Source organism: Corallococcus sp. CA054B, assembly GCF_003611625.1.
Lineage (GTDB): Bacteria > Myxococcota > Myxococcia > Myxococcales > Myxococcaceae > Corallococcus > Corallococcus coralloides.
In genome coordinates, this window is the sequence record NZ_RAVY01000016.1 from 15561 (window position 1) to 38634 (window position 23074).

Genomic DNA, 23074 nt, shown 5'->3' on the forward strand with positions numbered 1-23074 from the left:
GGAGCCCGGCATGGAGCGGATGGACACCCTCGAAGCGCTGCTCGCACGCGGACGGACGGACGACGTAGCGCTCGGTGCGCCCGGAAGGCAGGGCATGACGTACGGCGCGCTGCGGGCCCTCACCGCGACAGTCCGTGAGCAACTGAATGCGTGGGGCCTGGGACAGGGGGACCGCGTCGCGCTGGTGCTCCCCAACGGACCGGAGATGGCGGCGGCCTTCCTCGCCGTGGCCAGCGCCGCGACGACCGCGCCGCTCAATCCCGCCTATCGCGCGGACGAGCTCACGTTCTACCTGGACGACCTCAAGGCCCGTGCCCTCATCGTGCTCGAAGGAGCGGAGGGACCGGCCCGCGAGGTCGCGCGCGCACGCGGCCTTCCGCTCATCGAATTGCGTCCGACGCAGGAAGGGCCCGCAGGGCACTTCACGCTCGTGGCCGGGCAGTCCTTCTCTGGCACGGCGCTCCGGCCCGTCCCGGGCAGCGCGGACGACGTCGCGCTGGTGCTGCACACGTCGGGCACGACGGCGCGGCCCAAGCAGGTGCCGCTGACGCATGCGAACCTCCGCGCCTCCGCACGCCACATCGGCGCGCAGCTGGGGCTGGGGCCCACGGATGCGTGCCTCAACATCATGCCGCTGTTCCACATCCACGGGCTCGTGGCGGCGGTGCTGTCCAGCCTGGGGGCCGGAGGCCGCGTGGTGTGCACTCCCGGCTTCAACGCCCTGCGCTTCTTCTCCTGGTTCGAGGAGGTCCGCCCCACCTGGTACACGGCAGTCCCCACCATGCATCAGGCGCTGCTGGAGCGTGCCCACCGCAACGCGGACAGCCTGAAGGACCACCGCCTGCGCTTCATCCGGTCCTCCTCCGCTTCACTGCCGCCGCAGGTGATGGAGGAACTGGAGCGCGTCTTCGGCGTGCCCGTCATCGAGAGCTACGGCATGACGGAGGCCGCGCACCAGATGGCCTCCAACCCGCTGCCGCCGCGTCCCCGGTACGCGGGGTCGGTCGGGCTCGCCGCCGGGCCTGAGGTCGCCATCATGGACGACGCGGGCACGCTGCTGCCTCCAGATATGCTGGGCGAAGTGGTCATCCGCGGCCCCAACGTCATGTCCGGCTACGTGAACAACCCCGACGCCAACGCGCGCGCCTTCACGCACGGGTGGTTCCGCACGGGCGACCAGGGGACGCTCGACGCGCAGGGCTACCTGCGGCTCACCGGACGGCTGAAGGAGCTGATCAATCGCGGCGGGGAGAAGGTGAGCCCGCTGGAGGTGGACACCGTGCTGTTGGATCATCCCGCCGTGCAGCAGGCCGTGACGTTCGCCCTGCCCCACCCCAAGCTCGGCGAGGACGTGGCCGCGGCCGTCATCCTTCGCGAGGGCCACACGCCCACCGAGCGCGAGCTGCGCGACTTCGTGGCCTCACGCGTGGCGGACTTCAAGGTGCCCCGCCGCATCGTCTTCCTCACGGAGCTGCCCAAGGGCCCCACCGGCAAGGTACAGCGCATCGGGCTCGCGGAGCGGCTGGGGCTCACGTCATGAAAATCGCCATCTTTGGCGCAGGTGCCATCGGCGGCTTCCTGGGCGTCAAGCTGCTCCAGGCCGGCGCGGACGTGACCTTCATCGCGCGAGGCGCCCACCTGGACGCGATGCGCGCCCACGGCGTCACGCTCACCAGCGGCGGCGAGACGGTCACCGTGCGCCCGCATTGCACGGAGTCGCCCGGCGACGCGGGCCCTCAGGACTACGTCTTCCTCACGCTCAAGGCCCACGCCCTGCCCTCCGCCGCGCCGCAGATTGCCCGGCTGCTGGGACCGGAGACGGCGCTCGTCACCGGCATCAACGGCGTGCCCTACTGGTACTTCCACGGACTCGAAGGCCCGTACGCGGGCCGCCACGTCGAGAGCGTGGACCCCGGCGGCATCATCCTGCGCACGCTGCCTCCCGAGCGCGTCATCGCCACCGTGGTGTACCCGGCCGCGGAGGTCGTCTCCCCCGGCGTCATCGTGCACACGTACAACGACCGCGTGACGCTGGGCGAACCCGACGGCAGCAAGAGCCCGCGAGTGCAAGCCCTGTCGCAGCTCATGATGAAGGCCGGCCTCAAGTCGCCCGTGCGCCCCCGCATCCGCGATGAAATCTGGGTGAAGCTCTGGGGCAACCTCGCCTTCAACCCGCTGTCCGTGCTCACCGGCGCGACGCTCGACGTCCTGTCCCGCCAGCCGGACCTGCGCGCCGTGGCCCGCACGATGATGCTGGAGGCGCAGGCCGTGGCGGAGACGCTGGGCACGCGCTTCCTCATCGACGTGGACCAGCGCATCCAGGGCGCGGCCCAGGTCGGCGCGCACAAGACGTCCATGCTCCAGGACCTGGAGCGCGGGCGCCCCATGGAGATCGACGCGCTGCTGGGCGCCGTCGTGGAGCTGGGTCAGCTCACCGGCAAGCCCATGCCCACGTGCGAGAACATCCTCGCCCTGGTGCGCGAGCGCGCCCGACACGCCGGGGGCTATCCGCCGCGCGCGACGCCTCCCGCGCCCGAAGCGACCTAGTCGTTCGCGGACGGCATCACGCCCAGGTACTCCAGCGGATCCGCCGGCTTGCCGTCCACGCGCACCTCGAAGTGCACGTGCGGGCCGGACGTGCGGCCGGACTCGCCCACCGTGGCGATGACCTGCCCGCGCCGGACCTTCTGCCCCGTCTTCACGCGCAGGTCGCGGTTGTGCGCGTAGAGCGTGATCAGCGGCGCCGCGTGCTCCACGATGACGATGAGGCCGTAGCCCTTCTGCTCGCCCGCGTAGAGGACCGTTCCCTCCTGCGCCGTCTTGATGGGCGTGCCCGCGGGCGCCGCCAGGTCGATGCCGTCGTGCGGCTCCTTGCCCTTCTTGCCGAAGCGGCCGTACAGCACGCCTCGCAGCGGCCAGTCGAGCATCCCCTGCGTCGCGAGCTTCGGACGCGACGGCGCGCCCGGACGCCCTGACACCACGCGCGCTCGCGGCGGCTCCTCGCGGCGCGACACCGCCGGCACCGAGCGGCGCGGCGTGGACACCGGCGCCTGCCCCGGCTTGGAGAGCACCAGCTCCGGCTCCTCGTCGGACAGCGGCCCCGGGTCGCCGTACTTCGGCGGCTCACTGCCCGGAATTATCAGCTCCCTGCCCGCCGACAGCTCACGCGGATCCTTGATGCCGTTGGCCTGGGCCAGCTCGTCCACCGTGATGCCGTACGTCTTGGCGATGCGGTACATCGTCTCGCCCGCCGCCACGCGGTGGCGCACCGCCACCAGCTCCGGCTCCTCGTGCGTGGGCCTCAGCGCGAAGGACAGCGGCTTGCCGTTGCTCGTCTGCTCAGGCCGCACGCCCGCCGTGTCCAGCTGCGAGGAGGAAGCGGCCTGGGTGCCCACGCAGCCGCTGAACAGCGCGGCCGCGAGCAACACCCAGAGCGCCCTGCCCGCTCGGCTGGAGCCGCCCGGCCCCAACCTCAGGCACCGCCGCCCGAACCGTGCCGCTTGAAGCCCTGCAGGTTCCACCCCGAGAGCTCAGGGATGCGACCGTGGTCGGTCATCTCGAAGTGCAGCGGCGTCACCGACACGCGCTTCTCGTCGATGACGGTGTTGCAGTCGCTGCCCGGGACGTCGTCGTGCGCGTACTCCGTGCCGCCAATCCAGTAGTACTTGCGGCCGCGCGGGTCCTCCTTCTCCACGACGTTGCTGCCGTAGGAGTGCCGGCCCTGCTTGGTGATGACGTAGCCGTCCGGCTCCACGCCACCGGGGATGTTCACGTTGAGGAGCATCCGGGGCGGCAGGGGCCGAGACAGCGCCTCCGTCACCAGCGCCCGCGCGAAGCGGCCCGCCGGCCCGAAGTCGAACGGCCCCCGCGTCACCAGGCTGAACGCGATGGCCGGGATGCCCAGGAACGCGGCCTCCATGGCCGCCGCCACCGTCCCGGAGTACATGATGTCGTCCGCCAGGTTCGCGCCGTGATTGATGCCGGAGACCATGAGCTGGGGACGATTGTCCTTCAGCAAGTGGTTCACCGCCAGATACGAGCAATCCGTGGGGGTGCCGTCCACGGCGAACCACCGCTCGCGCACCTCCTTGATGCGCAGCGGCCGGTGCAGGCTGATGGCATGGGAGGCGGCGCTCTGCTCGCGGTCAGGCGCCACCACCCACACCTCGCCCAGGGGGCTCACCGCCTCCACGAGCGTCTGCAGCCCTTCGGAGAAGTAGCCGTCGTCGTTGGAGACGAGGATGCGGGGGCGAGAGGTGCTCACGGTCACTGCTTCTTCGCGAGCGAGCGGAAGGCAGAACGGCCCGCGTACCGCGCACCGGCGCCCAGCTCCTCTTCGATGCGCAGGAGCTGGTTGTACTTGGCCACGCGGTCGGAGCGCGACGCCGAGCCCGTCTTGATCTGCCCGCAGTCCAGCGCCACCGCCAGGTCCGCGATGGTGGTGTCCTCGGACTCGCCGGAGCGGTGGCTCATGATGGACGTCATGCCCGCCTTGTGCGCCATGCGCACCGCGTCGAACGTCTCCGTGAGCGAACCAATCTGGTTCACCTTCACCAGGATGGAGTTCGCCGTGCCCGTCTCGATGCCCTTGGACAGCCGCTCCACGTTGGTGACGAAGAGGTCGTCGCCCACCAGCTGCACCTTGTCACCCAGCGCGTCGGTGAGCTTCTTCCACCCCTCCCAGTCATCCTCAGCCATGCCGTCTTCGATGGAGATGATGGGGTACTTCTGGGACAGGCCCCGGTAGTACTCCAGAAGGCCCTGCGAGTCGTACTCCTTGCCCTCGCCCTTGAGCTTGTACTTCTTGGAGCCCTTGTCGAAGAACTCGCTCGCGGCCACGTCCAGCGCCAGGAACAGCTGCTCGCCCGCCTTGAAGCCCGCGGCGTCGATGGCCTCCATGATGAGCTTGAGCGCCTCCTCGTTGGCCGGCAGGTCCGGGGCGTAGCCGCCCTCGTCGCCCACGCCCGTGGCCAGCTTGCGGCCCTTCAGGATCTTCTTGAGCGCGTGGAACACCTCCGCGCCCCAGCGCAGGCCCTCCGCGAACGTCTTCGCGCCGGCGGGCACCACCATGAACTCCTGCACGTCCACGCGGGTGTCCGCGTGCGCGCCGCCGTTGAGGATGTTCATCAGCGGCACGGGCAGCGTGCGCGCCTGCAGGCCGCCCACGTAGCGGTACAGCGGCAGGCCGTGCGCGTCCGCCGCGGCGCGCGCGGTGGCCATGGAGACGGCGAGGATGGCATTGGCGCCCAGCTTGGACTTGGTGGACGTACCGTCCAGTTCAATCATCCGCTGGTCCACGGCCACCTGGTCCACGGCGTCCATGCCGATGAGCGCCGGCCCGATGGTGTCGCGCACGTGGTCCACGGCCTTCTTCACGCCCTTGCCCAGGTAGCGGCCCTTGTCGCCGTCACGCAGCTCGTGCGCCTCGTGCTCGCCGGTGGAGGCGCCGGAGGGCACCGTCGCGCGGCCACGCGAGCCGCCCACGAGGAGCACTTCGGCCTCCACGGTCGGGTTGCCACGGGAATCGAGCACTTCACGCGCCAGGATTTGAGCGATCTCGGTCATAGGGCGCCGGTTCTACGAAGCACGGGCGGAACGGGCAAGCACGCTCGCACAGGCCGCCTGCTACAGTGTCCAGCCGCCGAATGCCTCCTCCTCCCAAGCGCCGCGTCACGGGCCCCGACCCGCTCCCCGGCCAGCGCGCCCGGGGCGCCCTGCTGGGCCTCGCCATCGGCAACGCCCTGGCCGTCCCCACCGCGGGCAGGCCCTTCTACGCGCCGGCCTTCCCCCAGCTCGCCGAGGGGCCGTACCAGGGCATGCACGGAGGCGGCCCGCACGACCTGCGCAAGGGGCAGGTGACGGAGCCCACCCAGCTCGCGGTGGCGCTGGCCCTCAGCCTGCGGGACATGAAGCGCTACGACGCGGGGGACGCCCTCAAGCGCTACCGGGCCTGGCAGTCGCACGCCATCTCCGTCAGCGAGCCCATGAGGGAGCTGTTCCAGGAGTGTGACGCAAGCCTCCCGCCCCACCTGAAGGACGCAGGCAAGCGCGTGTGGCAGAAGAACCTCCGGCGGCTGGCCCCCGCGGGCGCCCTGCCGCGCGTGGTGCCCCTGGGCGTGCTCCTGACCAAGGACCCCTTCGCCCTGGCGAAGGCGGCGCTGGAGGACACCGCCCTCACCCACTTCGACCCGCGCAGCCAGCTGGCCGGCGCGGGGCTGTGCGCCGCCATCGCCAAGGCGGTGACAGGCGGCCCGAACCTGAAGGCCGCGGACCTGCTGCCCGCCGCGGAGGTGGGCATCTCCCTGGCCGCCGCCGCCCTGGGGAAGCAGGAGAAGGACTACGTCCAGGAGGTGGCCTTCGCCGCGAAGCTCCTGCGCGAGGACCTGGCCCTGGCGGCCCAGGACGACCCGCAGCTCTACGGCCCGGAGCTGCACATGCACCGGCCCGGTAATAACGCGGTGCGTGCAGCGTTCCGGCTGGCCTTCTGGGAGCTGCTCCACGTCCCCACCGCGGAAGCGGCACTCCTGGACGTCATCCACCGGGGCGGCGACACGGAGGTCCACGGGGCCGTCACCGGGGCGCTGGTAGGTGCCTTCCACGGCGAGGGGGCGCTGCCGGAGGAGTGGCGGCAGAAGGTCCTCCTGGCCCTCCAGCCCTACAACCCCCTCCAGAAGGGAACGGTGCTGTGGGAGGTGTACCACCCCCGGCACCTGCTGCTGCTGGCCCCGGCGTGAGGAGGCCCGCAAGTGCGAAGCCCGCGGGGGCTGTCCGTTGAGGGACAGCCCGGCCGCGGGCTCCGGGAGACGCCGTGGCTCCGGGGCCACGGGTGGGATGGGTCATCAGCCGAGCAGGTCGATGACGACGACGCCTCGTGACGGCTTCTCTTCCTCGGTGTCCGTCCTCCGGTGGGGACGGTCATCGGGTGCAGGCAGTGGGAGCTCCACCACCGGCCGCTCGTAATCCTCGCGGCGGAGCCGCTCGCGGCGCTTGATTTCCTCAATGATGAACGCGTCGAGCATGGGTTCGGTTTCTCCCTCAGCCTACGTACCCCAATGTACGCCCGCCGTCCCGCCCCCTTACCACTTCCACATCTCTTTGATGCAAATTAAGAACCCCGGTTTCTTTCTGGGGATGCGCCCCTGATTCCGCATGGCTGCTCGTCCAGCTCCCGACATCCAGGCCAGAGCAACCGTGCCACGGATGTCAGGGAAGCGTCCGTAGACGTTCAAAATTCGCCTGATCCTAATGCGCCCGCAGCGCGCCGCAACACGACTCATTTCAGGTGGCCCCCCTCCGCTCGCGCGGCACGGCTCCAGCCAAAAAGGGCCCGCCCGCCCTCCTGCTCCCTTGCACGGCACGGGCCGTACGGGATGACAGGCAGGCGGGCGGAAAACTGACGCGGAACGTCAGCGGTGACGAAAGCCGTCGACGACAGGCGTCAGGGGGCTTCCGCGCGGCGCTTGAAGGCCTCCAGCATCTTGGGGAGCTGGGTCTCCGTCAGGGTGTTGATGATGGCCTTGGGGATGAGGGCGCCCAGGGCCATCTCCACGTTGTAGGTCGCGCGCGTCTTGCCCTCGCCCTCGGGCTCCAGCGTCCAGCTGCCCTTGTTGTCCTTCATCACCTCGCCCTCGACGAAGGTCCAGGACATGCGCTTGGGGCGCTCCTCGGTGACGCGGATGGTGTAGCGGATGCGCTTCACCACATCGACCTCGTAGTGCACCTGGACGGTGTTCCCCTGGCGCTGGGAGGTGGAGACCTTCTTCACCTCCGGGAGGAACTCCGCGTAGCGGTCATAGTTGGTGATGATGTCGAAGACCTTCTCGACGGGAGCGTTGATGGTGATGGTGCGCGTGGCGCCGGCCATGGCGGTGTCTCCGGTGGAGTGAGGGACGAGGCTGACGGACAGCTTACGGCGCGTAGCCCGGCTTCTTGTCGAACTTGTGGATGGACTGGATGAAGCGGACGGTGCCCGTCTTGCTGCGCATGACGACGGAGTGCGTCTCACAGCCGCCGCCGAAGAAGCGCACGCCCTTGAGGAAGTCGCCGCTCGTCACGCCCGTGGCCGCGAACATCACCTCGCCGCGGGCCAGCTCTTCCGCGGTGTAGATCTTGTGGATGTCGCTGATGCCCATCTTCTTGGCGCGTTCGATTTCGCCCTGGTTGCGGGGCACCAGCCGCCCCTGCAGGTCACCGCCGGTGGCGCGGATGGCCGCCGCGGCGATGACGCCTTCCGGCGCGCCGCCAATGCCCATGAGCACGTCCACGCCGGAGCCCTCGAAGCAGGTGGCGATGGCGCCCGCCACGTCACCGTCCTCGATGAGGCGCACGCGCGCGCCCGCGGCGCGGACCTCCTTGATGAGGTCGGCGTGGCGCTCGCGGTCCAGGATCATGACCGTGAGGTCCTCCACGTAGAGCTTCATGCGCTCCGCGATGGAGCGCAGGTTCTCCGTGGGGGACTTCGTCAGGTCGATGGCGCCCCTGGCGCGCGGACCCACGGCGAGCTTCTCCATGTACGTGTCGGGCGCGTTGAGCAGGCCGCCGTGGCTGGACATGGCCACGACGGAGATGGAGCCCGGGCGGCCGTAGGCGCACAGGTTGGTGCCCTCCAGCGGGTCCAGGGCGATGTCCACCTCGGGGGCGCCGGCGTTGCGGGCGCCCACGCGCTCACCGATGTAGAGCATGGGCGCCTCGTCGCGCTCGCCCTCGCCGATGACGACCGTGCCGTCGATGTTCAGCGCGTCGAAGGCGCGGCGCATCGCGTCCACGGCGGCCTGGTCGGACTCGTCCTTGTTGCCGCGGCCCATGAGGCGGGCGGAGGCGATGGCCGCCATCTCGGTGACGCGCACGACCTCCATTGCCAGGTTGCGATCCATTGTCGGGTGCTCCTCGTTCGGGAATTCGGGAAGGGAAAAAGGTCAGGTTTCGGAGTCGTCCGCGGCCTTCAGGCGGGCGATGGCTTCGGGCAGCCGCTGCGGTTTGCCGTCACGCCCCACGCAGGCGTGCATGGTGCGGCCGGTGCACAGCAGCGTGGGGGAGTCACCGTCGCGCAGCAGCTCGTAGGTGAACACGAGTGACGCGCGGCGCAACTCTCCCAGGGTGGTACGGATGAGGAGCATGTCGTCGTAGCGCGCGGACGCCTTGTAGTGGGCGCTGGCCTCCACCACGGGCAGCAGGAGCCCGGTGCTCTCCAGTTCGCGGTAGCTGCCTCCGTGGGCACGGAAGAACTCGCTGCGGGCGAACTCGAAGTAGCGGAAGTAGTTCGCGTAGTAGACGACCCCCATCTGATCCGTGTCGCCGTAGATGACGCGCAGCCGTGCCTCGACCATTGAGGCGCCCATATCAGGGCGGGGTGACGTGTCCAAGCGGTGGGCGCGCATGTTGGTTGCTTCTGTTCATCCGGCCGGAGAGGCTGCCTCACCATGTCGCGCCTGATTGCCGCCCTCCTCGTCCTGTTCGCCCTGCCCGCCTCCGCCAAGGCCCCGAAGCTCACGCTGTTCATCAGCGTGGACGCCATGGGCAGCGACGTCCTGCTCCGAAACCGTCCGCGCCTGACGGGGGGCCTGGGCCGGCTGCTCTCCACGGGCGCGTACTACCCCTACGCCCGGTACGCCTACGCGGAGGCCCGGACGGCGCCGGGGCACGCCACGCTGGCCACGGGCGCGAACCCCTGGCGCCACGGCATCGTGGACAACGACATCTACGACCGCGCGGCGGGCCAGGCGGTGCAGGTCTACACGGACCCGACGCATCCGGTGCTGAACGGGGAGACGCCTCCGGGGTCGGACACGAGCCCGGTGAACCTGATGGCGGAGACGCTGGCGGACCGGCTGCGCGTGTCCACGCAGGGCCGGGGCAAGGTGGTGGCGCTGTCGTACAAGTCACGGGCGGCCATTCCGCTGGCCGGGCGCCAGGGCCAGGCCTGGTGGTTCGACGAGGCGACGGGCCGGATGGTGACGAGCACCTGGTACGCGAAGGCGGAGCCCACGTGGATGCAGGCGTTCAACGCGCGAAAGCTGCCGGACGCGGCGTTCAGCAAGACGTGGGAGCTGTTGCGTCCGCGCGCCGAGTACGTGGGCGAGGACGACCGCCCCATGGAGCCGGAGGCCTACGGCATGGGGCGCGTGTTCCCCCATGCGTTGAAGGGCGGGCAGCAGGCGCCCGGGCCCGCGTCGTACCGGGCGTTCGCGGTGTCGGGGTTCTCGCATGACCTGCTGGTGCAGGCGGCGAAGGCGGCGCTGGAGGGCGAGGGCCTGGGCAAGGACGACGTGCCGGACATCCTCGCGGTGAGCTTCAGCGGCACGGACGCGGTGTTCCACGCGTTCGGGCCGTACTCGTGGGAGATGCAGGACACGATGCTGCGGTTGGACCAGGCGATGGGAGAGCTCATCGCCGCGGCCGAGCGCGCGGCGGGCGGCAAGGCGAACCTGGTCATCGCGTTGTCGGCGGACCATGGCGGCGCGGAGATTCCGGAGGCGTGGGCGCAGGCGGGCGTGCCGGCGGCGCGGCTCAACCCGGTGGAAGCGGCGAAGGGGCTGGCGCAGGAGCTGAAGGCGAAGTTCGGCGTGGACGTGACGGTGAAGCTGCTGGAGCTGGACGTGTACCTGGGCGGCAAGGCGCTGGAGGACGGCAAGGTGGACGCCGTGGCGGTGCGGCGCGCGGCGGCGGCGTGGCTGGCGAAGCAGCCCTATGCCGTGTGGGCCGTGGCCAAGGATGACCTGGACACGGCGCCGGACCAGGGAGGCCTCATGGCGGCGATGCGCCGGGGCTACTACCCGGTGCGCAGCGGTGACGTGGTGTTCATGGCGAAGCCGTTCCAGGTCGTCAGCGACTACCCGCGCGGCACGAACCACGGCACGCCGTACTCTTATGACACGCAGGTGCCGGTGGTGTTCGCGGGCAAGGGCGTGAAGCCGGGGCTGTACCTGGAGGAGATCAACCCCGTGGACGTGGCCCCCACCCTGTCCGCGCTGCTGGAGATGGGGATGCCCGCGTCGGCGGAGGGCAAGCCTCGCGTGGAGGCGCTCACCGGCGCACGGTGAGCCCCTGCCCTCCACACCGCGAATGAAGCCCTGCCTCCGCCCTACGCGGAGCGGGGCTTGCGCGCGGGCTTCTTCTTCGTCGTCGCGATCTCCAGCGACAGGTCCATGGCCCGCGCCGAGTGCGTCAGCGCGCCCATCGACACGAAGTCCACGCCCAGCTTCGCCAGCCGCGGCAGCCGATCCAACGTGACGCCGCCCGACACTTCAATGGGCACGCGGCTCGCCGTCAGCTTCACCGCTTCGCGGATCTGCGCGTCGTCCATGTTGTCCAACATGATGACGTCCGCGCCCGCGGCGATGGCCTCCTCCAGCTGCTTGAAGTTGGTGACCTCCACTTCAACCTTCACCAGCCGGGGACCGTTCAGCTTCGCGCGGCGCACCGCTTCGGTGATGTCGCCGCCCACCGCCGCGATGTGGTTGTCCTTGATGAGGATGCCGTCGAAGAGGCCGAAGCGGTGGTTGGACGCGCCGCCCATGCGCACCGCGTGCTTCGCGAGGCCCCGCATGCCCGGCGGCGTCTTGCGCGTGTCCAGCACCCGCAGCTTCGAGCCCCGCACGGAGGTCATCGCCTGCTGGGCCAGCGTCGCGATGCCGGCGGCGCGCTGCACCAGGTTGAGCGCGGTGCGCTCCGCGGCCAGCAGCGAACGCAGCTTGCCGTGGACGCGCGCGGCGACCACCTTCGGTTTGATCTCCTCGCCGTCGCGCTTGAGGACCTCCACCTCCACCTCCGCGTCCACCATGTGGAAGACGCGGACGAAGGCGTCCAGGCCGGCGACGATCATCTGCTCCTTCGCGACCAGCTCACCGCTGCCCTCCGCTTCGGCGGGGACCACCGCCAGCGAGGTGACGTCCCCTGCGGCCCCCAGGTCCTCGTCGAGGGACAGCGCGATGAGCCGATCGAGATAATCCTGCTGCACTTCCGCCTCCTACCGGCGCGCCTTGCGAGCCGGCTTGCCCCGAGTGGTCTTCTTCGCCGCGGCCTTCTTCGCGGCGGTCTTCTTCCCCGCCGCCTTCTTCGCCGAAGCCTTCTTCGCAGGGGCCTTCTTCACCGCCGCCTTCTTCGCGGCCGTCTTCTTGCCCGCCGCCTTCTTCGCCGAAGCCTTCTTCGCCGAAGCCTTCTTCGCCGGAGCCTTCTTCGCGGCGGACTTCTTCCCTGCCGCCTTCTTCGCCGCAGCCTTCTTCGCAGGGGCCTTCTTCACCGCCGCCTTCTTCGCAGGGGCCTTCTTCACCGCCGCCTTCTTCGCGGAGGCCTTCTTCGCCGGAGCCTTCTTCACCGGCGCCGCGGAGCCTTCCGGCGCCTCGCGGGTGTCGCCGCCCTCCTTGGCCCGGTCGAACTCGCGCATCGCGTCGTCCACGAGGCCCATGCTCATGTACGCGACGCCCAGGTCGTGGTGGTCCGCCGCGGACAGCCCTTCCTTGGTGCCCTCGCGCAGCTTGTTGAGGGCCTCCTCCACCACCGGATCCGCGGCCTGGGGCTCCTGCGCGGCCTCCTCGGCTTCAATCTCGCCCTTCAGTTCCTGGCCCAGGTTCACCTCTTCGTCCTTCGGCGCCTGCGGCTCGGCGGCCACTTTCACCTGGGCGCTCTCGGGCACCAGCACGCTCTCGGGCGCGGGGGACTCGGACGCTTCAGGGGCTTCGGACTCGGTGCTGCCCGGTAACGGTGACGGCGTCGCGGACATGGGGGGCTCCGGGGCGATGCGCTGGAGGTGATCCTGCAGCTTGACCGTGCGCTCCTGGAGCTCCGTCACCCGGGCCTTGTCCTTCTCCACCACGTCCGGCGGAGCACGGGCCACGAAGTTCGGGTTGTCCAGCTTGCGCTGCAGACTGGCGAGCTCCTGCTCGGCGCGGGCGATCTCCTTCTTCAGGCGGTCGCGCTCCGCGTCCAGGTCCACCAGGCCCGCCAGGGGCACGTAGATCTCCAGGTTGCCGCTCACGAACGCCGCCGCCTGCGGAGGCTTGGCGCCCGGGGGGCCCACCACCACCTCGGACAGGCCCGCGAGCGGCATCAGGTACGCGCGCCAGCGCTCCAACAGCTCGCGCGTCGTCGCGTCCGGGCTCTGCACCACCGCCTTCACCTTGGCGGACGGCGGCAGGTTGCTCTCGCCGCGCAGCGTGCGCAGGCCCTCGATGGCCGCGATGACCGGCGCCATCTCGCCTTCCGCGGCCGCGTCCACCCACGCCGTCTCCGGCTCCGGGTACGCCGCGATGCAGATGCTCTCCGTGGGCCGGGACATCGGCAGCTTCTGCCAGATCTCCTCGGTGATGAACGGCATGAACGGGTGCATCAGCCGCAGGATGCGGTCCAGGCACGTCACCAGCACCGCGCGCGTGGTGTCCTTGGCCTCCGCGTCCTCGCCGTACAGCGAGCCCTTCGCCAGCTCGATGTACCAGTCGCAGAACTCCGCCCACAGGAACTGGTACAGCGTGGACGCGGCCTCCGCGAAGCCGAACGCCTCCAGCGACGCGCGCGTCTCCTCGGTGGCCTTCTGCAGCCGGGAGAGGATCCACCGGTCCGCCAGCGTCAGCTTGCGGCCCTCCAGCGGAGTCTTGTCCAGGCTGAAGTCGCCCATGTTCATCAGGGCGAAGCGGCTGGCGTTCCACAGCTTGTTGCAGAACGCCTTGTAGCCACCCAGGCGGTCCATGGACAGCTTGATGTCACGGCCCTGCTGCGTGAGCGACGCCAGCGTGAAGCGCAGCGCGTCCGCGCCGTGCGCGGGCATGCCCTGCGGGAAGCGGTTGCGCAGCGACGGCTGCAGCGCGTCCGCCTTCGCGCCCAAGATGACGTCCAGGGGATCGATGACGTTCCCCTTCGTCTTGGACATCTTCTCGCCCTTCTCATCGCGCACCATCGCGTGCAGGTACACGGTGCGGAAGGGCACTTCGCCCATGAAGTGCAGGCCCATCATCATCATCCGGGCGACCCAGAAGAAGATGATGTCGTGGCCCGTCTCCATCACGGACGTCGGGTAGAAGGTCTGCAGGTCCGCCGTCTGCTTCGGCCAGCCCAGCGTGGAGAACGGCCACAGCGCGGACGAGAACCAGGTGTCCAGCACGTCCGGATCCTGCGTCAGCTCCTTGCCGCCGCACTTCGGGCAGGACTCCGGCGCCGTGCGCGACACGATGACTTCCGCCGTGTCCTTCGAGCGCTCCTCGGCGGGCGTGCACGCCGCGCAGTACCACGCGGGGATCTGGTGGCCCCACCACAGCTGGCGGCTCACGCACCAGTCGTGGATGTTGTTCATCCAGTGGAAGTACGTGTTCGTCCACGACTCGGGGACGAACTTCGTGCGGCCCTCCTCCACGGCCTGGATGGCGGGCTTCGCCAGCGGTTCAATCTTGATGAACCACTGCGGCGACAGGCGCGGCTCCACCACCGTGGTGCAGCGCTGGCAGGTGCCCACGTTCAGCTTGTGCGGCTCCTCCTTCTCCAGCAGGCCCTGCTCCGTCAGGTCCGCCAGCACCTGCTTGCGCGCCTCCCGGCTCTCCAGGCCAGCGTACTTGCCGGTGTCCTTCGTCATCCGCGCCGCTTCGTCCAAAATGGACAGCATCGGCAGCTTGTGGCGCAGGCCCGTCTGGTAGTCGTTGAAGTCGTGCGCGGGCGTGACCTTCACCACGCCGGTGCCGAACTCCATGTTCACCAGCTCGGCGTCCGCGATGATGGGAATCTCACGGTCGGTGAGCGGCAGCGCCACGCTCTTGCCGATGAGGTCCTGGTAGCGCGGGTCCTCCGGATGCACGGCGACGGCCGTGTCGCCCAAGAGCGTCTCCGGGCGCGTCGTGGCCACGGTGAGGAAGCGCTCCGTGCCCTTCACCGGGTAGCGGATGTGCCAGAGCGAGCCGTTCTTCTCCTCGTGCTCCACTTCCAGGTCGGAGAGGGCCGTGCGGCAGGACGGGCACCAGTTGATCAGCTTCTGGGCCCGGTACATCAGGCCCTCTTCGTACAGCCGGACGAACACCTCGCGCACCGCGGCCGAGGACTGCTCGTCCATGGTGAAGCGCTCGCGGCTCCAGTCCAGGGACGCGCCCAGGTAGCGGTGCTGCTCGCCGATGCGCGCGCCGAACTTGCCCTTCCACGTCCAGACGCGCTCGAGGAACGCCTCGCGGCCCAGGTCGTGGCGGCTCTTTCCTTCCGTCTTCTTGAGCTCCTTCTCCACCACCATCTGCGTGGCGATGCCCGCGTGGTCCGTGCCCGGCAGCCAGAGCGCGTTGAAGCCGCTCATCCGCTTCCAGCGCGTGAGGATGTCCTGGATGGTGGCGGTGAGCGCGTGGCCGATGTGCAGGCTGCCCGTCACGTTGGGCGGCGGCAGCACGATGCTGAACGGCGGCTTGGCGGAAGGGGCTTCGGCGCGGAAGTAGTCGCGCTCCAGCCAGTGGTTGTACCACCGCGCCTCCACCTCGGAGGGCTCGTAGGCCTTGGACAGTTCAGTCGTGTCAGTCATTGCGAGCGGCCGGCCCCCGACGGGGCCGGCGGGGAATCAGGGGGAACTGCGAATCAATGCTGGGTCTCGCGGTCCTTGATGAGCCGCTCCAGCTCTTCCCGGATGATGGTCTCCGCCAGCTGCGGTACGACCTCCCAGGCGATCTTCTCGATGACCTCGCGGGACGCCTTCGACAGCGCCTCGCGAAGCAGGGCCTCGCCGCCATCCGCGGCCGGACGGGCGCGCGCGGGCGGAGTCGCCGGCGAGGGACCGCCGATGTCCAGGGAGATCTCCTCCGCGCCGCTGGGCTCGGGCAGCGAGTCCTCGATGCGGATGCTCTCCGTCCGCGCCTGCGCGGCGGGCGGAGCGGCCGGAGCGCCCAGCCCGAACGGATCCCGGGCACGGGCGGCAGGAGGCACGGCCCCCGGAGGAGGCGCGGACGGCAGCGGCGCGGCGCCCGGAGGACGCGGGAAGCCGCCCGGGATGTTCGGGGCGCCAGGGCCCGGAGGACGCGCGGCCATGCCCGGAGGCGGCGCACCCGGAGGACGCGCGCCCGGAGGCGGCGCACCCGGAGGAGGACGCGCACCCGGCGGCATCGCGCCCGGAGGCGGCGCACCCGGAGGACGCGCGCCCATGCCCGGAGGCGGAGCACCCGGAGGAGGACGCGCACCCGGCGGCATCGCGCCCGGAGGCGGCGCACCCGGAGGACGCGCGCCCGGAGGCACGGCGCCCGGCAGCGGACGCGCGGCGCCCGGAGGCGGCGGCACCGCGCCCGGAGGACGCGCACCCGGAGGCGGCACACCCGCGCCCGGAGGACGCGCACCCGGCGGAACAGCACCCGGAGGCGGCGCACCCGCGGGACGCGCCCCCGGAGGCGCGGCGGCGGCGGGCGGCGCGCTGGCCGGGGCCACCGGCGCGGCGGTCTGGGGCAGCACGCGCGTCGCGGCGGACGCGGGCATGGTGTTGGACTTCTGGCCCACCAGGGCCTTCACCTTGTCGAGGAGGATCTGGCTCTCGAAGGGCTTGGTGATGTGGTCATCCGCCCGGGCGGCCTTCGCGCGGTTCTCGTCGAACGCCTCGAAGGTGCCGGCCAGGAGCAGCACCGGGATGGCCTGCGTGGAGGGGTCGCTCTTGAGCGCCTCGCAGACCTCGTAGCCGCTCTTGCCCGGCATCATCACGTCGGCGAGCACCACATCCGGACGCAGCTCGCGCGTGCGGGAGATGGCGTCCAGCCCGTTGTCCACCGCGGTCACCTGGAAGTCTTCCGTCGCGAAGATCATCCCGATCACCTTGCGGATGGTGAGCGAGTCGTCGGCGATCAGTAGATTCTTGGGCATCGGCTCCGGCCTCGGGGGGCGCATACCCCCCTGAATTCGTTTGAGATTTCGGGCGAGCAAGCCTGCCTGCACGCCCTGTGTCAATCGGAGAAGCTTAGGATTCGCGCTTTGGGCCGATCAAGAAAACATGCGCTGCAGGTCCAGTAACATCACCGGATCCGGCAGCCCCGGCGCCCGGAACGTTCCGGGAAGCTCGGCCGGCTTGAACTTCTGCAGCACACCGAGCACCCGGGTGGCCGCCAGCCCCACGTTCCGCCCCGCCAGCTCCGTGAGGACGAACAGCTCCTCCACCCGGGCCGGCGCTCCCAGCAGCGCTGGAATCGAACAGATGGGCCACAGCGCCTGCGCGTGCGGATAGACGCCCGCCACCGGCCCGCTCTGCACCGGGAGCACGCTGAACGCCTCGCCCCGGGGCACCACCTGGGAGACGCTGCCCAGCGGAACGCCGAACAGCACCCCCTGGGACTCCAGTACCAGCGCCCGCTCCGGAGGCTCGTCCGCCCAGTGCACGGGCCGGGGCTCCGGCGGGGTCGCGCGGGGGCCCGCCCGGTGTGGCAGCGCCTCCACGATGAGCTCCAGGTACAGCCGGTCCTTGTGCAGCACCGCGCCCCGGCTCAGTGGCGCCAGCGAGTCCGCCAGGCCCGGAGGCAGCAGGAAGAACGGGTCCCTCGCGACGTCCGCGACCTCCACCACGGAGCGCACCCGCACCGCGAGCGTGGGGCTGACGTCCAGGACCACCACCATGCCCGGCACGTCCTCGGGCAGGCCGCCGAGCAGCGCGGCGAGGTCCTTCACTTCCAGTACGCCACGCAGGCTCGCGCCGCGAGCGCCCGGCATCGCGACCTCGATGACGGACGTGGCCTCTACCGCGTAGCGCGTCTCACCGGCCTCCACCAGCAGGCAGAGCCGCCGTCCGCTTTCAAAGGGCACGGCCAGGGACCCTAGCAGCCTTCCAGCGTTGGGTGCTAAGCCCTGAACAGTCATGGCGCGACTGCTCCTCGTCGACGACGAAAAGATCGCCCGCAACCTCTACGGCGACTACCTCACGGCCGCGGGACACCTCGTCACGGCGGTGCCCACCGTGGCGGACGCGAAGGCCGCCCTCTCCGCGGAGCGGTTCGACGCGGTGGTGACCGACCTCATCCTCCCCGGCGGCGACGGCATGGAGGTGCTTCGCCACGTGCGCGAGCGCTACCCCGGCGTGGAGGTGCTGGTCATCACCGGCCTGGACAAGGTGGCCCCCGCGGTGCGCGCCATCAAGAGCGGCGCGGCGGAGTACCTGGTCAAGCCCGTGGCGCCGGAGGCCCTGGAGCACGCGCTGCGCCGCGCGCTCACCACGCGCGACCTGATGCGCGAGAACGCGTCCCTGCGCCAGCACGTCGCGCTCCTGGAGGCGGGCCAGCGCATCGCCACCACGCTCGACCGCGAGCGGCTGTCCAATGCCGCGTCGGACGCGCTGGAGTCCATGGCCAATGCCTCCGCGGTGATGCTCCTGGAGCGCGACCCCAACGGCACGGGCTTCCGCTCGCACGGCATGCGCGGACTGCCGGTGGACCTGCACGAGGCGCTGGTGCCGCAGCTCATCGAGCGGCTCGCGGGCACGCGCACGCCCGTGGAGCTCGACGGGCTTCATGCTCCCTGGCCGCGCACCCTCTCCTTCCCCGCCGTGGACGGAGAGCTGGTGCTGGGCCACGCGGTGCTCTTCCACGACAGTGCGCCCGCGGAGCACCACGCGGAGACGGTGGGCTTCCTCGTGCGCAACTGGGCGCTGGCCCTGCGCAACCTGGGCCGCTTCGCCGCCGTGGAGGACCTGGCCTACGTCGACGACCTCACCCGCCTGTTCAACACGCGCTACCTGCACCTGGTGCTGGACCGCGAGGTGAACGAGGCCCTCCAGACGGAGCGCCCCTTCTCCCTGCTGTTCCTGGACCTGGACCGCTTCAAGGCCATCAACGACACGCACGGGCACCTGGTGGGCTCGCGGGTGCTGGTGGAGGCCGCGCGCGTGCTCAAGGGCTGCGTGCGCGACCCGGACGTGGTGGCGCGCTTCGGCGGCGACGAGTACGTGGTACTCCTGCGCGGCACGGACTCCGGCGGGGCCCTCAAGGTCGCCGAGCGCATCCGCCGCACCATGGAGACCCATCAGTTCCTGGGCCGCGAGGGGCTGGCGCTCAAGCTCACCACCTGCATCGGCGTGGCCAGCTTCCCGGAGCACGCCCAGGACAAGGACCACCTGCTGGACCTGTCCGACCGGGCCATGTACCGGGGCAAGCGTGGCACCCGGAACGTCGTCTACATGGCGGCGCAGGACCTGGAAGCCACCCCGGCCGAGCGCCGTCAGAATCCCCCGCCCCCGCAGGGCCAGGGCTGAAGGCCGGACGCGCGCGCTACTTGCGCAGGCTGCCCACGGTGAGCCGCTTGGGCAGCTCCACCTCGGCGGCCTCGCTGCCGCCGCCCTCGCTCACCGCCTCCACCTCTTCGTGGGAGGCGCCGGTGGTGATGAGGCGGTACTTCTGCGACGCCTCGCGGTCGTGCTGGGCCTGCTCCGGATCCAACCGCGCGATGAGCTGCCAGAAGAGGGCCGCGTGCTCGCGCTCCTCGTCCATGACGTGCCGCAGGATGGCCTTCGCCTCCTCGTTGTCCGTCGCGTCCAGGTGCGCGGCGTAGAGGTTGATGGCGTCCAGCTCCGCCTCGATGTTGAGCCGGATGGAGCGGGCCAGTTCGGAGTCCGTCAGCTTCCGGGGCACCAGCGAGTGGAACGGGTTCGTCTGCGGCATGAGGACCTCAGCGACAGGGAGAGTCCCCAGCGGGCGAGCGGGCAGCAGCAAGTTCCGTCAGGCCGGGCTGGAGGGCGTGCGCGAGCATCCGTTCGGTCGCGAGCGCGGTCAACCGAATCCCGCGGGGGGTGCGTTGCGCGTGAACACCTGCCTCCGCCATGCTCCCGCGCATGGAGACCCCCTCGCCGCTCGCGCAGCTGCTCCAGGCCCTGGACGCGGGGGACCTGGAGAAGGCACGGCTCGCGGCCGTGGCGCTGCAACGCGCCAATGCCCATACCCATCAGGTCGCCGCGGAGGTGCTCCACGAGCTGCGTCAGCCCCTCCTGGGCGCGAAGGCCTACGCCCAGCTGCTCGCCGAGGAAGGGGGCTCCAGCGGCCCTCTGAAGCTGCTGCTCGCGCAGGTGGAGCGGATGGAGCAGATCGTCTCCGACTTCATCCGCCTGGCCAGCGAGCGGCCGGCCCCGCAGCAGCGGCTGTCCCTGGCCGCGCCCATCTGGGCGGCGGCGAAGGTGTTCAGCGTCAACCCGGACTCGGCGCGCATCTCCCTGGAGGTGGAGGCCCCCGAGGACCTCACCATCCAGGGCAACGCGCGGCTGATTGAACAGCTCACGCTCAACCTGCTCAACAACGCCCGCGACGCCATGTCCGGCCGGGGCCGCGTGAAGGTGACGCTCGCGCGCGAAGGCGCGTCCGCGGCCCTCTACGTGTCCGACTGGGGACCGGGCATCCCGGACGAGCTCAAGACGCGCATCTTCGAGCCCTACGTCTCCGCCAGCAAACGCGGCACGGGCCTGGGGCTCGCCGTCTGTCGCCGCATCGCGCAGGAGCACCACGCGCAGATTGCCCTGGTGCCGCCCACGACGCTGCGCGAGGTGCCGCCTCCCGCCACGGTGTTCCGCGTGCTCTTCCCGCCCACGGACGCGCCGCGCCCGCCGCGCAAGCGCCTGCTGGTGGTGGACGACGAGGGCATCATCCGGATGGTCTTCAAGGACCTGATGGACAAGGAGTGTGAGGTCATTGAAGCGGCCACGGGCGAGGCCGCGCTCGAAATCCTCCGCTCGTCGCGCGTGGACCTCATCGTCACGGACAAGAACCTTCCTGGCATCTCCGGCCTGGAGCTGGCCCAGCACGCGCGGAAGCTGGACCCCGCGTCGCGCGTCATCCTGATGACGGGCTACCCCTCGCTGGTGACGACGCAGCAGGCGCTCCAGCTGGGCGTGGTGGACTACCTGCTCAAGCCCTTCGACGACATCCGCCAGGTGCGCGCGCTGTTGCGGCAGGCGCTGTATACGCCGGCCGCGCCGCCCGTCCCCGCTCCCAGCGCTGGCGTGCGCCGGGTGGACGTGCTGGAGGACAACCCGGCCACCGCGCGGCTGATTTCGGAGGCGCTGGCCCTCCTGGGGTTGGAGGCGCGCATCATCGCGGGCGCGGAGGTGGCCACGATGGAGCCGCCCGTGGGCGTGGTGGTGTCGTGGGACTTCGCGCCCGCCTACGGCAAGAAGGCGCTGGAGCTGGCCCGGGCCCTGAGCCAGGGCGCGCCCTTCGTCGTCCTGGCCGAGCACCTCACCATGGACACGGCGCTGGCGTCGCTGCGCGCCGGGGCCGCCGCGTGCCTGCCCAAGTTGCTCTCCGACACCACGGCGCTCAGCCGCGAGCTGAGCCTGGCCTTCAAGAAGACCGCCTCCTGAAAAGACTCCGGCCCCGGGCGCCCCGCTCTCGCGAGGCCCACCGGGGCCGGAAACCCTACGAAGCTACGGAGCCGTCAAGCCGGCTCAGTAGTCCATGTCGTCGCCGCCGTACTCCGGCATGGCGCCGCCGCCCGCGCCGCCCTTGGCCTTCTTCTTGGGGCGCTCGGCGATCATCGCCTCGGTGGTGAGCAGCAGGGACGCCACGGAGGCGGCGTTCTGCAGCGCGGTGCGCTCGACCTTCGTCGGGTCGATGACGCCGGCCTTCTCCAGGTCCTCGTAGACCTCCGTGCGCGCGTTGAAGCCGAACGCGCCCGTGCCTTCCTTCACCTTGTTGATGACGACCGCGCCCTCGATGCCGGCGTTGCTGGAGATCTTGCGCAGCGGCTCCTGCAGCGCCTTGCGGATGATGTCCACGCCGAAGTCCTGCTCACCGCCCAGCTTCAGGCCGTCCAGCGCCTTGAGGCTGCGGATGTAGGCCACGCCGCCGCCGGGGACGATGCCCTCTTCGACGGCCGCGCGGGTCGCGTGCAGCGCGTCCTCCACGCGGGCCTTCTTCTCCTTCATCTCCACTTCGGTCGCCGCGCCGACGTTGATGACCGCCACGCCGCCCACGAGCTTCGCCATGCGCTCCTGGAGCTTCTCGCGGTCGTAGTCGCTGGTGACCGTCTCGATCTGGGTGCGGATGAGCTTGATGCGGCCCTCGATGTCCGCCTTCTGGCCGGCACCGTCCACGATGGTGGTGTTGTCCTTGTCCACCGTGATGCGCTTGGCGCGGCCCAGGTCCGTGAGGGTCAGGTTCTCGTACTTGTGACCCAGCTCCTCGCTCACCACCATGCCGCCCGTCAGCGTGGCGATGTCCTTGAGCATCTCCTTGCGGCGGTCGCCGAAGCCCGGCGCCTTCACCGCGGCCACGTTCAGCACGCCGCGGATCTTGTTCACCACCAGGGTGGCCAGGGCCTCGCCCTCGATGTCGTCCGCGATGATGAGCAGCGGCTTGCCCGAGCGCGCCACCTGCTCCAGCACGGGGATCATGTCCTGCATCGACGAGACCTTCTTCTCGCTGATGAGGATGTAGGGGTCGTCCATGACGACCTCCATGCGGTCGCGGTTCGTGACGAAGTACGGCGACACGTAGCCACGGTCGAACTGCATGCCCTCCACCACGTCGAGCGTCGTCTCCAGGCCCTTGGCCTCCTCGACGGTGATGACGCCCTCCTTGCCGACCTTCTCCATCGCGTCCGCGATGGTCTGGCCGATGGTCTCATCTCCGTTCGCGGAGATGGTGCCCACCTGCGCGATGGCCTGCTTGTCCGTGGTCGTCTTGGACATCTTCTTCAGCTCCGCGACCACCACCTCCACGGCCTTGTCGATGCCGCGCTTCAAGTCCATGGGGCTGTGGCCGGCGGCCACCAGCTTCAGGCCCTCCTCATAGATGGCGCGCGCGAGCACGGTCGCCGTCGTGGTGCCGTCGCCGGCCTTGTCGGAGGTCTTCGACGCGACCTCCTTCACCATCTGCGCGCCCATGTTCTCGAAGCGGTTCTCGAGATCGATCTCCTTGGCGACGGTGACGCCGTCCTTGGTGATGGTGGGCGAGCCGAAGCTCTTCTCGATGACGACATTGCGGCCCTTGGGACCGAGCGTCACCGCGACCGCATCCGCGAGGATCCGGACGCCGCGCAGGATGGAATCGCGCGCCGACTGATGGAAGAAGATTTCCTTCGCTGCCATCGCAACCTCCTAAAATACTTGGGGAATTTCTACGAATGGGGATGGCCGTTAGCACTCGGCCATGTCGAGCGCCAACATAAGGGCCGC

The 23074-nt window shown here is 70.3% G+C and carries 19 protein-coding genes; 6 read left to right on the forward strand and 13 right to left on the reverse strand.

All coding sequences use genetic code 11. The features are described 5' to 3' along the window. Positions 1-19 precede the first annotated feature (19 nt). Both D7V80_RS06400 and D7V80_RS06405 read left to right on the forward strand, forming a co-directional pair. Positions 20-1540 carry an acyl--CoA ligase gene (locus tag D7V80_RS06400; protein ID WP_233585180.1) on the forward strand — a complete coding sequence of 507 codons (1521 nt, stop codon included), beginning with the start codon at positions 20-22 and terminating at the stop codon, positions 1538-1540. Next, the gene (locus tag D7V80_RS06405; protein WP_120587314.1) at positions 1537-2547 is read left to right on the forward strand and encodes a 2-dehydropantoate 2-reductase; all 1011 of its coding nucleotides are present in this window, start codon (positions 1537-1539) and stop codon (positions 2545-2547) included. The genes D7V80_RS06400 and D7V80_RS06405 overlap by 4 nt, the downstream gene beginning before the upstream one ends. On the opposite strand, the gene D7V80_RS06410 is transcribed toward D7V80_RS06405, so the two are convergent. Genes D7V80_RS06410 through eno form a run of 3 tightly spaced genes read right to left on the reverse strand, consistent with a single transcriptional unit; the run spans position 2544 to position 5565 of the window. Further along, entirely contained in the window at positions 2544-3428 is an 885-nt protein-coding gene (locus tag D7V80_RS06410) for a peptidoglycan DD-metalloendopeptidase family protein (protein WP_233585181.1), read from the reverse strand. The two genes, D7V80_RS06405 and D7V80_RS06410, sit on opposite strands and share 4 nt — an antisense overlap. Positions 3429-3472: 44 nt before the next feature. After that, positions 3473-4264, reverse strand: coding sequence for a 5'/3'-nucleotidase SurE (gene surE, locus D7V80_RS06415; RefSeq protein ID WP_120587316.1), 792 nt, complete (start codon positions 4262-4264; stop codon positions 3473-3475). A 2-nt stretch (positions 4265-4266) separates the two neighbouring features. After that, positions 4267-5565, reverse strand: a complete 1299-nt coding sequence (gene eno, locus D7V80_RS06420) for a phosphopyruvate hydratase (RefSeq protein ID WP_120587317.1) — start codon at positions 5563-5565, stop codon at positions 4267-4269. Positions 5566-5645: 80 nt separating this feature from the next. On the opposite strand from eno, the gene D7V80_RS06425 reads away from it, so the two are divergent. Next, the gene (locus tag D7V80_RS06425) at positions 5646-6734 is read left to right on the forward strand and encodes an ADP-ribosylglycohydrolase family protein (protein ID WP_120587351.1); all 1089 of its coding nucleotides are present in this window, start codon (positions 5646-5648) and stop codon (positions 6732-6734) included. Positions 6735-6839: 105 nt separating this feature from the next. On the opposite strand, the gene D7V80_RS06430 is transcribed toward D7V80_RS06425, so the two are convergent. The 4 genes from D7V80_RS06430 to D7V80_RS06445 all read right to left on the reverse strand — a co-directional run bounded on the left by D7V80_RS06430 (position 6840) and on the right by D7V80_RS06445 (position 9326). Then, positions 6840-7019: a hypothetical protein gene (locus D7V80_RS06430; protein WP_043321424.1), complete on the reverse strand. Its 180-nt coding sequence runs from the start codon at positions 7017-7019 to the stop codon at positions 6840-6842. 419 nt (positions 7020-7438) lie between these two features. Continuing rightward, entirely contained in the window at positions 7439-7864 is a 426-nt protein-coding gene (locus D7V80_RS06435) for a type II toxin-antitoxin system RatA family toxin (protein WP_014396139.1), read from the reverse strand. A 43-nt stretch (positions 7865-7907) separates the two neighbouring features. Beyond that, entirely contained in the window at positions 7908-8873 is a 966-nt protein-coding gene (glpX, locus tag D7V80_RS06440; protein ID WP_120587318.1) for a class II fructose-bisphosphatase, read from the reverse strand. 42 nt (positions 8874-8915) lie between these two features. Continuing rightward, positions 8916-9326 carry a thioesterase family protein gene (locus tag D7V80_RS06445; RefSeq protein WP_120587319.1) on the reverse strand — a complete coding sequence of 137 codons (411 nt, stop codon included), beginning with the start codon at positions 9324-9326 and terminating at the stop codon, positions 8916-8918. Between the two features lie 93 nt (positions 9327-9419). Here D7V80_RS06445 and D7V80_RS06450 point away from each other — a divergent pair, with 93 nt between their 5' ends. After that, positions 9420-11039, forward strand: coding sequence for an alkaline phosphatase family protein (locus D7V80_RS06450; RefSeq protein WP_120587320.1), 1620 nt, complete (start codon positions 9420-9422; stop codon positions 11037-11039). Between the two features lie 41 nt (positions 11040-11080). Here D7V80_RS06450 and nadC read toward each other — a convergent pair whose 3' ends face one another. The 4 genes from nadC to D7V80_RS06470 all read right to left on the reverse strand — a co-directional run bounded on the left by nadC (position 11081) and on the right by D7V80_RS06470 (position 17724). Beyond that, positions 11081-11956 carry a carboxylating nicotinate-nucleotide diphosphorylase gene (gene nadC, locus D7V80_RS06455; RefSeq protein ID WP_199738402.1) on the reverse strand — a complete coding sequence of 292 codons (876 nt, stop codon included), beginning with the start codon at positions 11954-11956 and terminating at the stop codon, positions 11081-11083. Positions 11957-11965: 9 nt separating this feature from the next. Then, a complete protein-coding gene (locus tag D7V80_RS06460) occupies positions 11966-15478 on the reverse strand; it encodes a valine--tRNA ligase (protein WP_120587321.1) in 3513 nt (1170 codons plus the stop codon). A gap of 53 nt (positions 15479-15531) precedes the next feature. Then, the gene (locus D7V80_RS06465; protein ID WP_120587322.1) at positions 15532-16794 is read right to left on the reverse strand and encodes a PleD family two-component system response regulator; all 1263 of its coding nucleotides are present in this window, start codon (positions 16792-16794) and stop codon (positions 15532-15534) included. Between the two features lie 117 nt (positions 16795-16911). Beyond that, positions 16912-17724: a chemotaxis protein CheW gene (locus D7V80_RS06470; protein WP_014396132.1), complete on the reverse strand. Its 813-nt coding sequence runs from the start codon at positions 17722-17724 to the stop codon at positions 16912-16914. A gap of 52 nt (positions 17725-17776) precedes the next feature. Here D7V80_RS06470 and D7V80_RS06475 point away from each other — a divergent pair, with 52 nt between their 5' ends. Beyond that, positions 17777-19165, forward strand: coding sequence for a diguanylate cyclase (locus tag D7V80_RS06475; RefSeq protein WP_120587324.1), 1389 nt, complete (start codon positions 17777-17779; stop codon positions 19163-19165). 16 nt (positions 19166-19181) lie between these two features. Here the strand turns inward: D7V80_RS06475 and D7V80_RS06480 are convergent, their stop codons facing one another. Next, entirely contained in the window at positions 19182-19571 is a 390-nt protein-coding gene (locus D7V80_RS06480; RefSeq protein WP_120587325.1) for a demethoxyubiquinone hydroxylase family protein, read from the reverse strand. A gap of 170 nt (positions 19572-19741) precedes the next feature. On the opposite strand from D7V80_RS06480, the gene sinK reads away from it, so the two are divergent. Further along, positions 19742-21259 (forward strand): hybrid histidine protein kinase/response regulator SinK, encoded by a 1518-nt coding sequence (gene sinK / locus D7V80_RS06485; protein ID WP_158616553.1) that lies wholly within the window; start codon positions 19742-19744, stop codon positions 21257-21259. 84 nt (positions 21260-21343) lie between these two features. On the opposite strand, the gene groL is transcribed toward sinK, so the two are convergent. Further along, complete coding sequence (gene groL, locus D7V80_RS06490) at positions 21344-22987, reverse strand: chaperonin GroEL (protein WP_120587327.1); 1644 nt, start codon at positions 22985-22987, stop codon at positions 21344-21346. Positions 22988-23074: the final 87 nt, after the last annotated feature.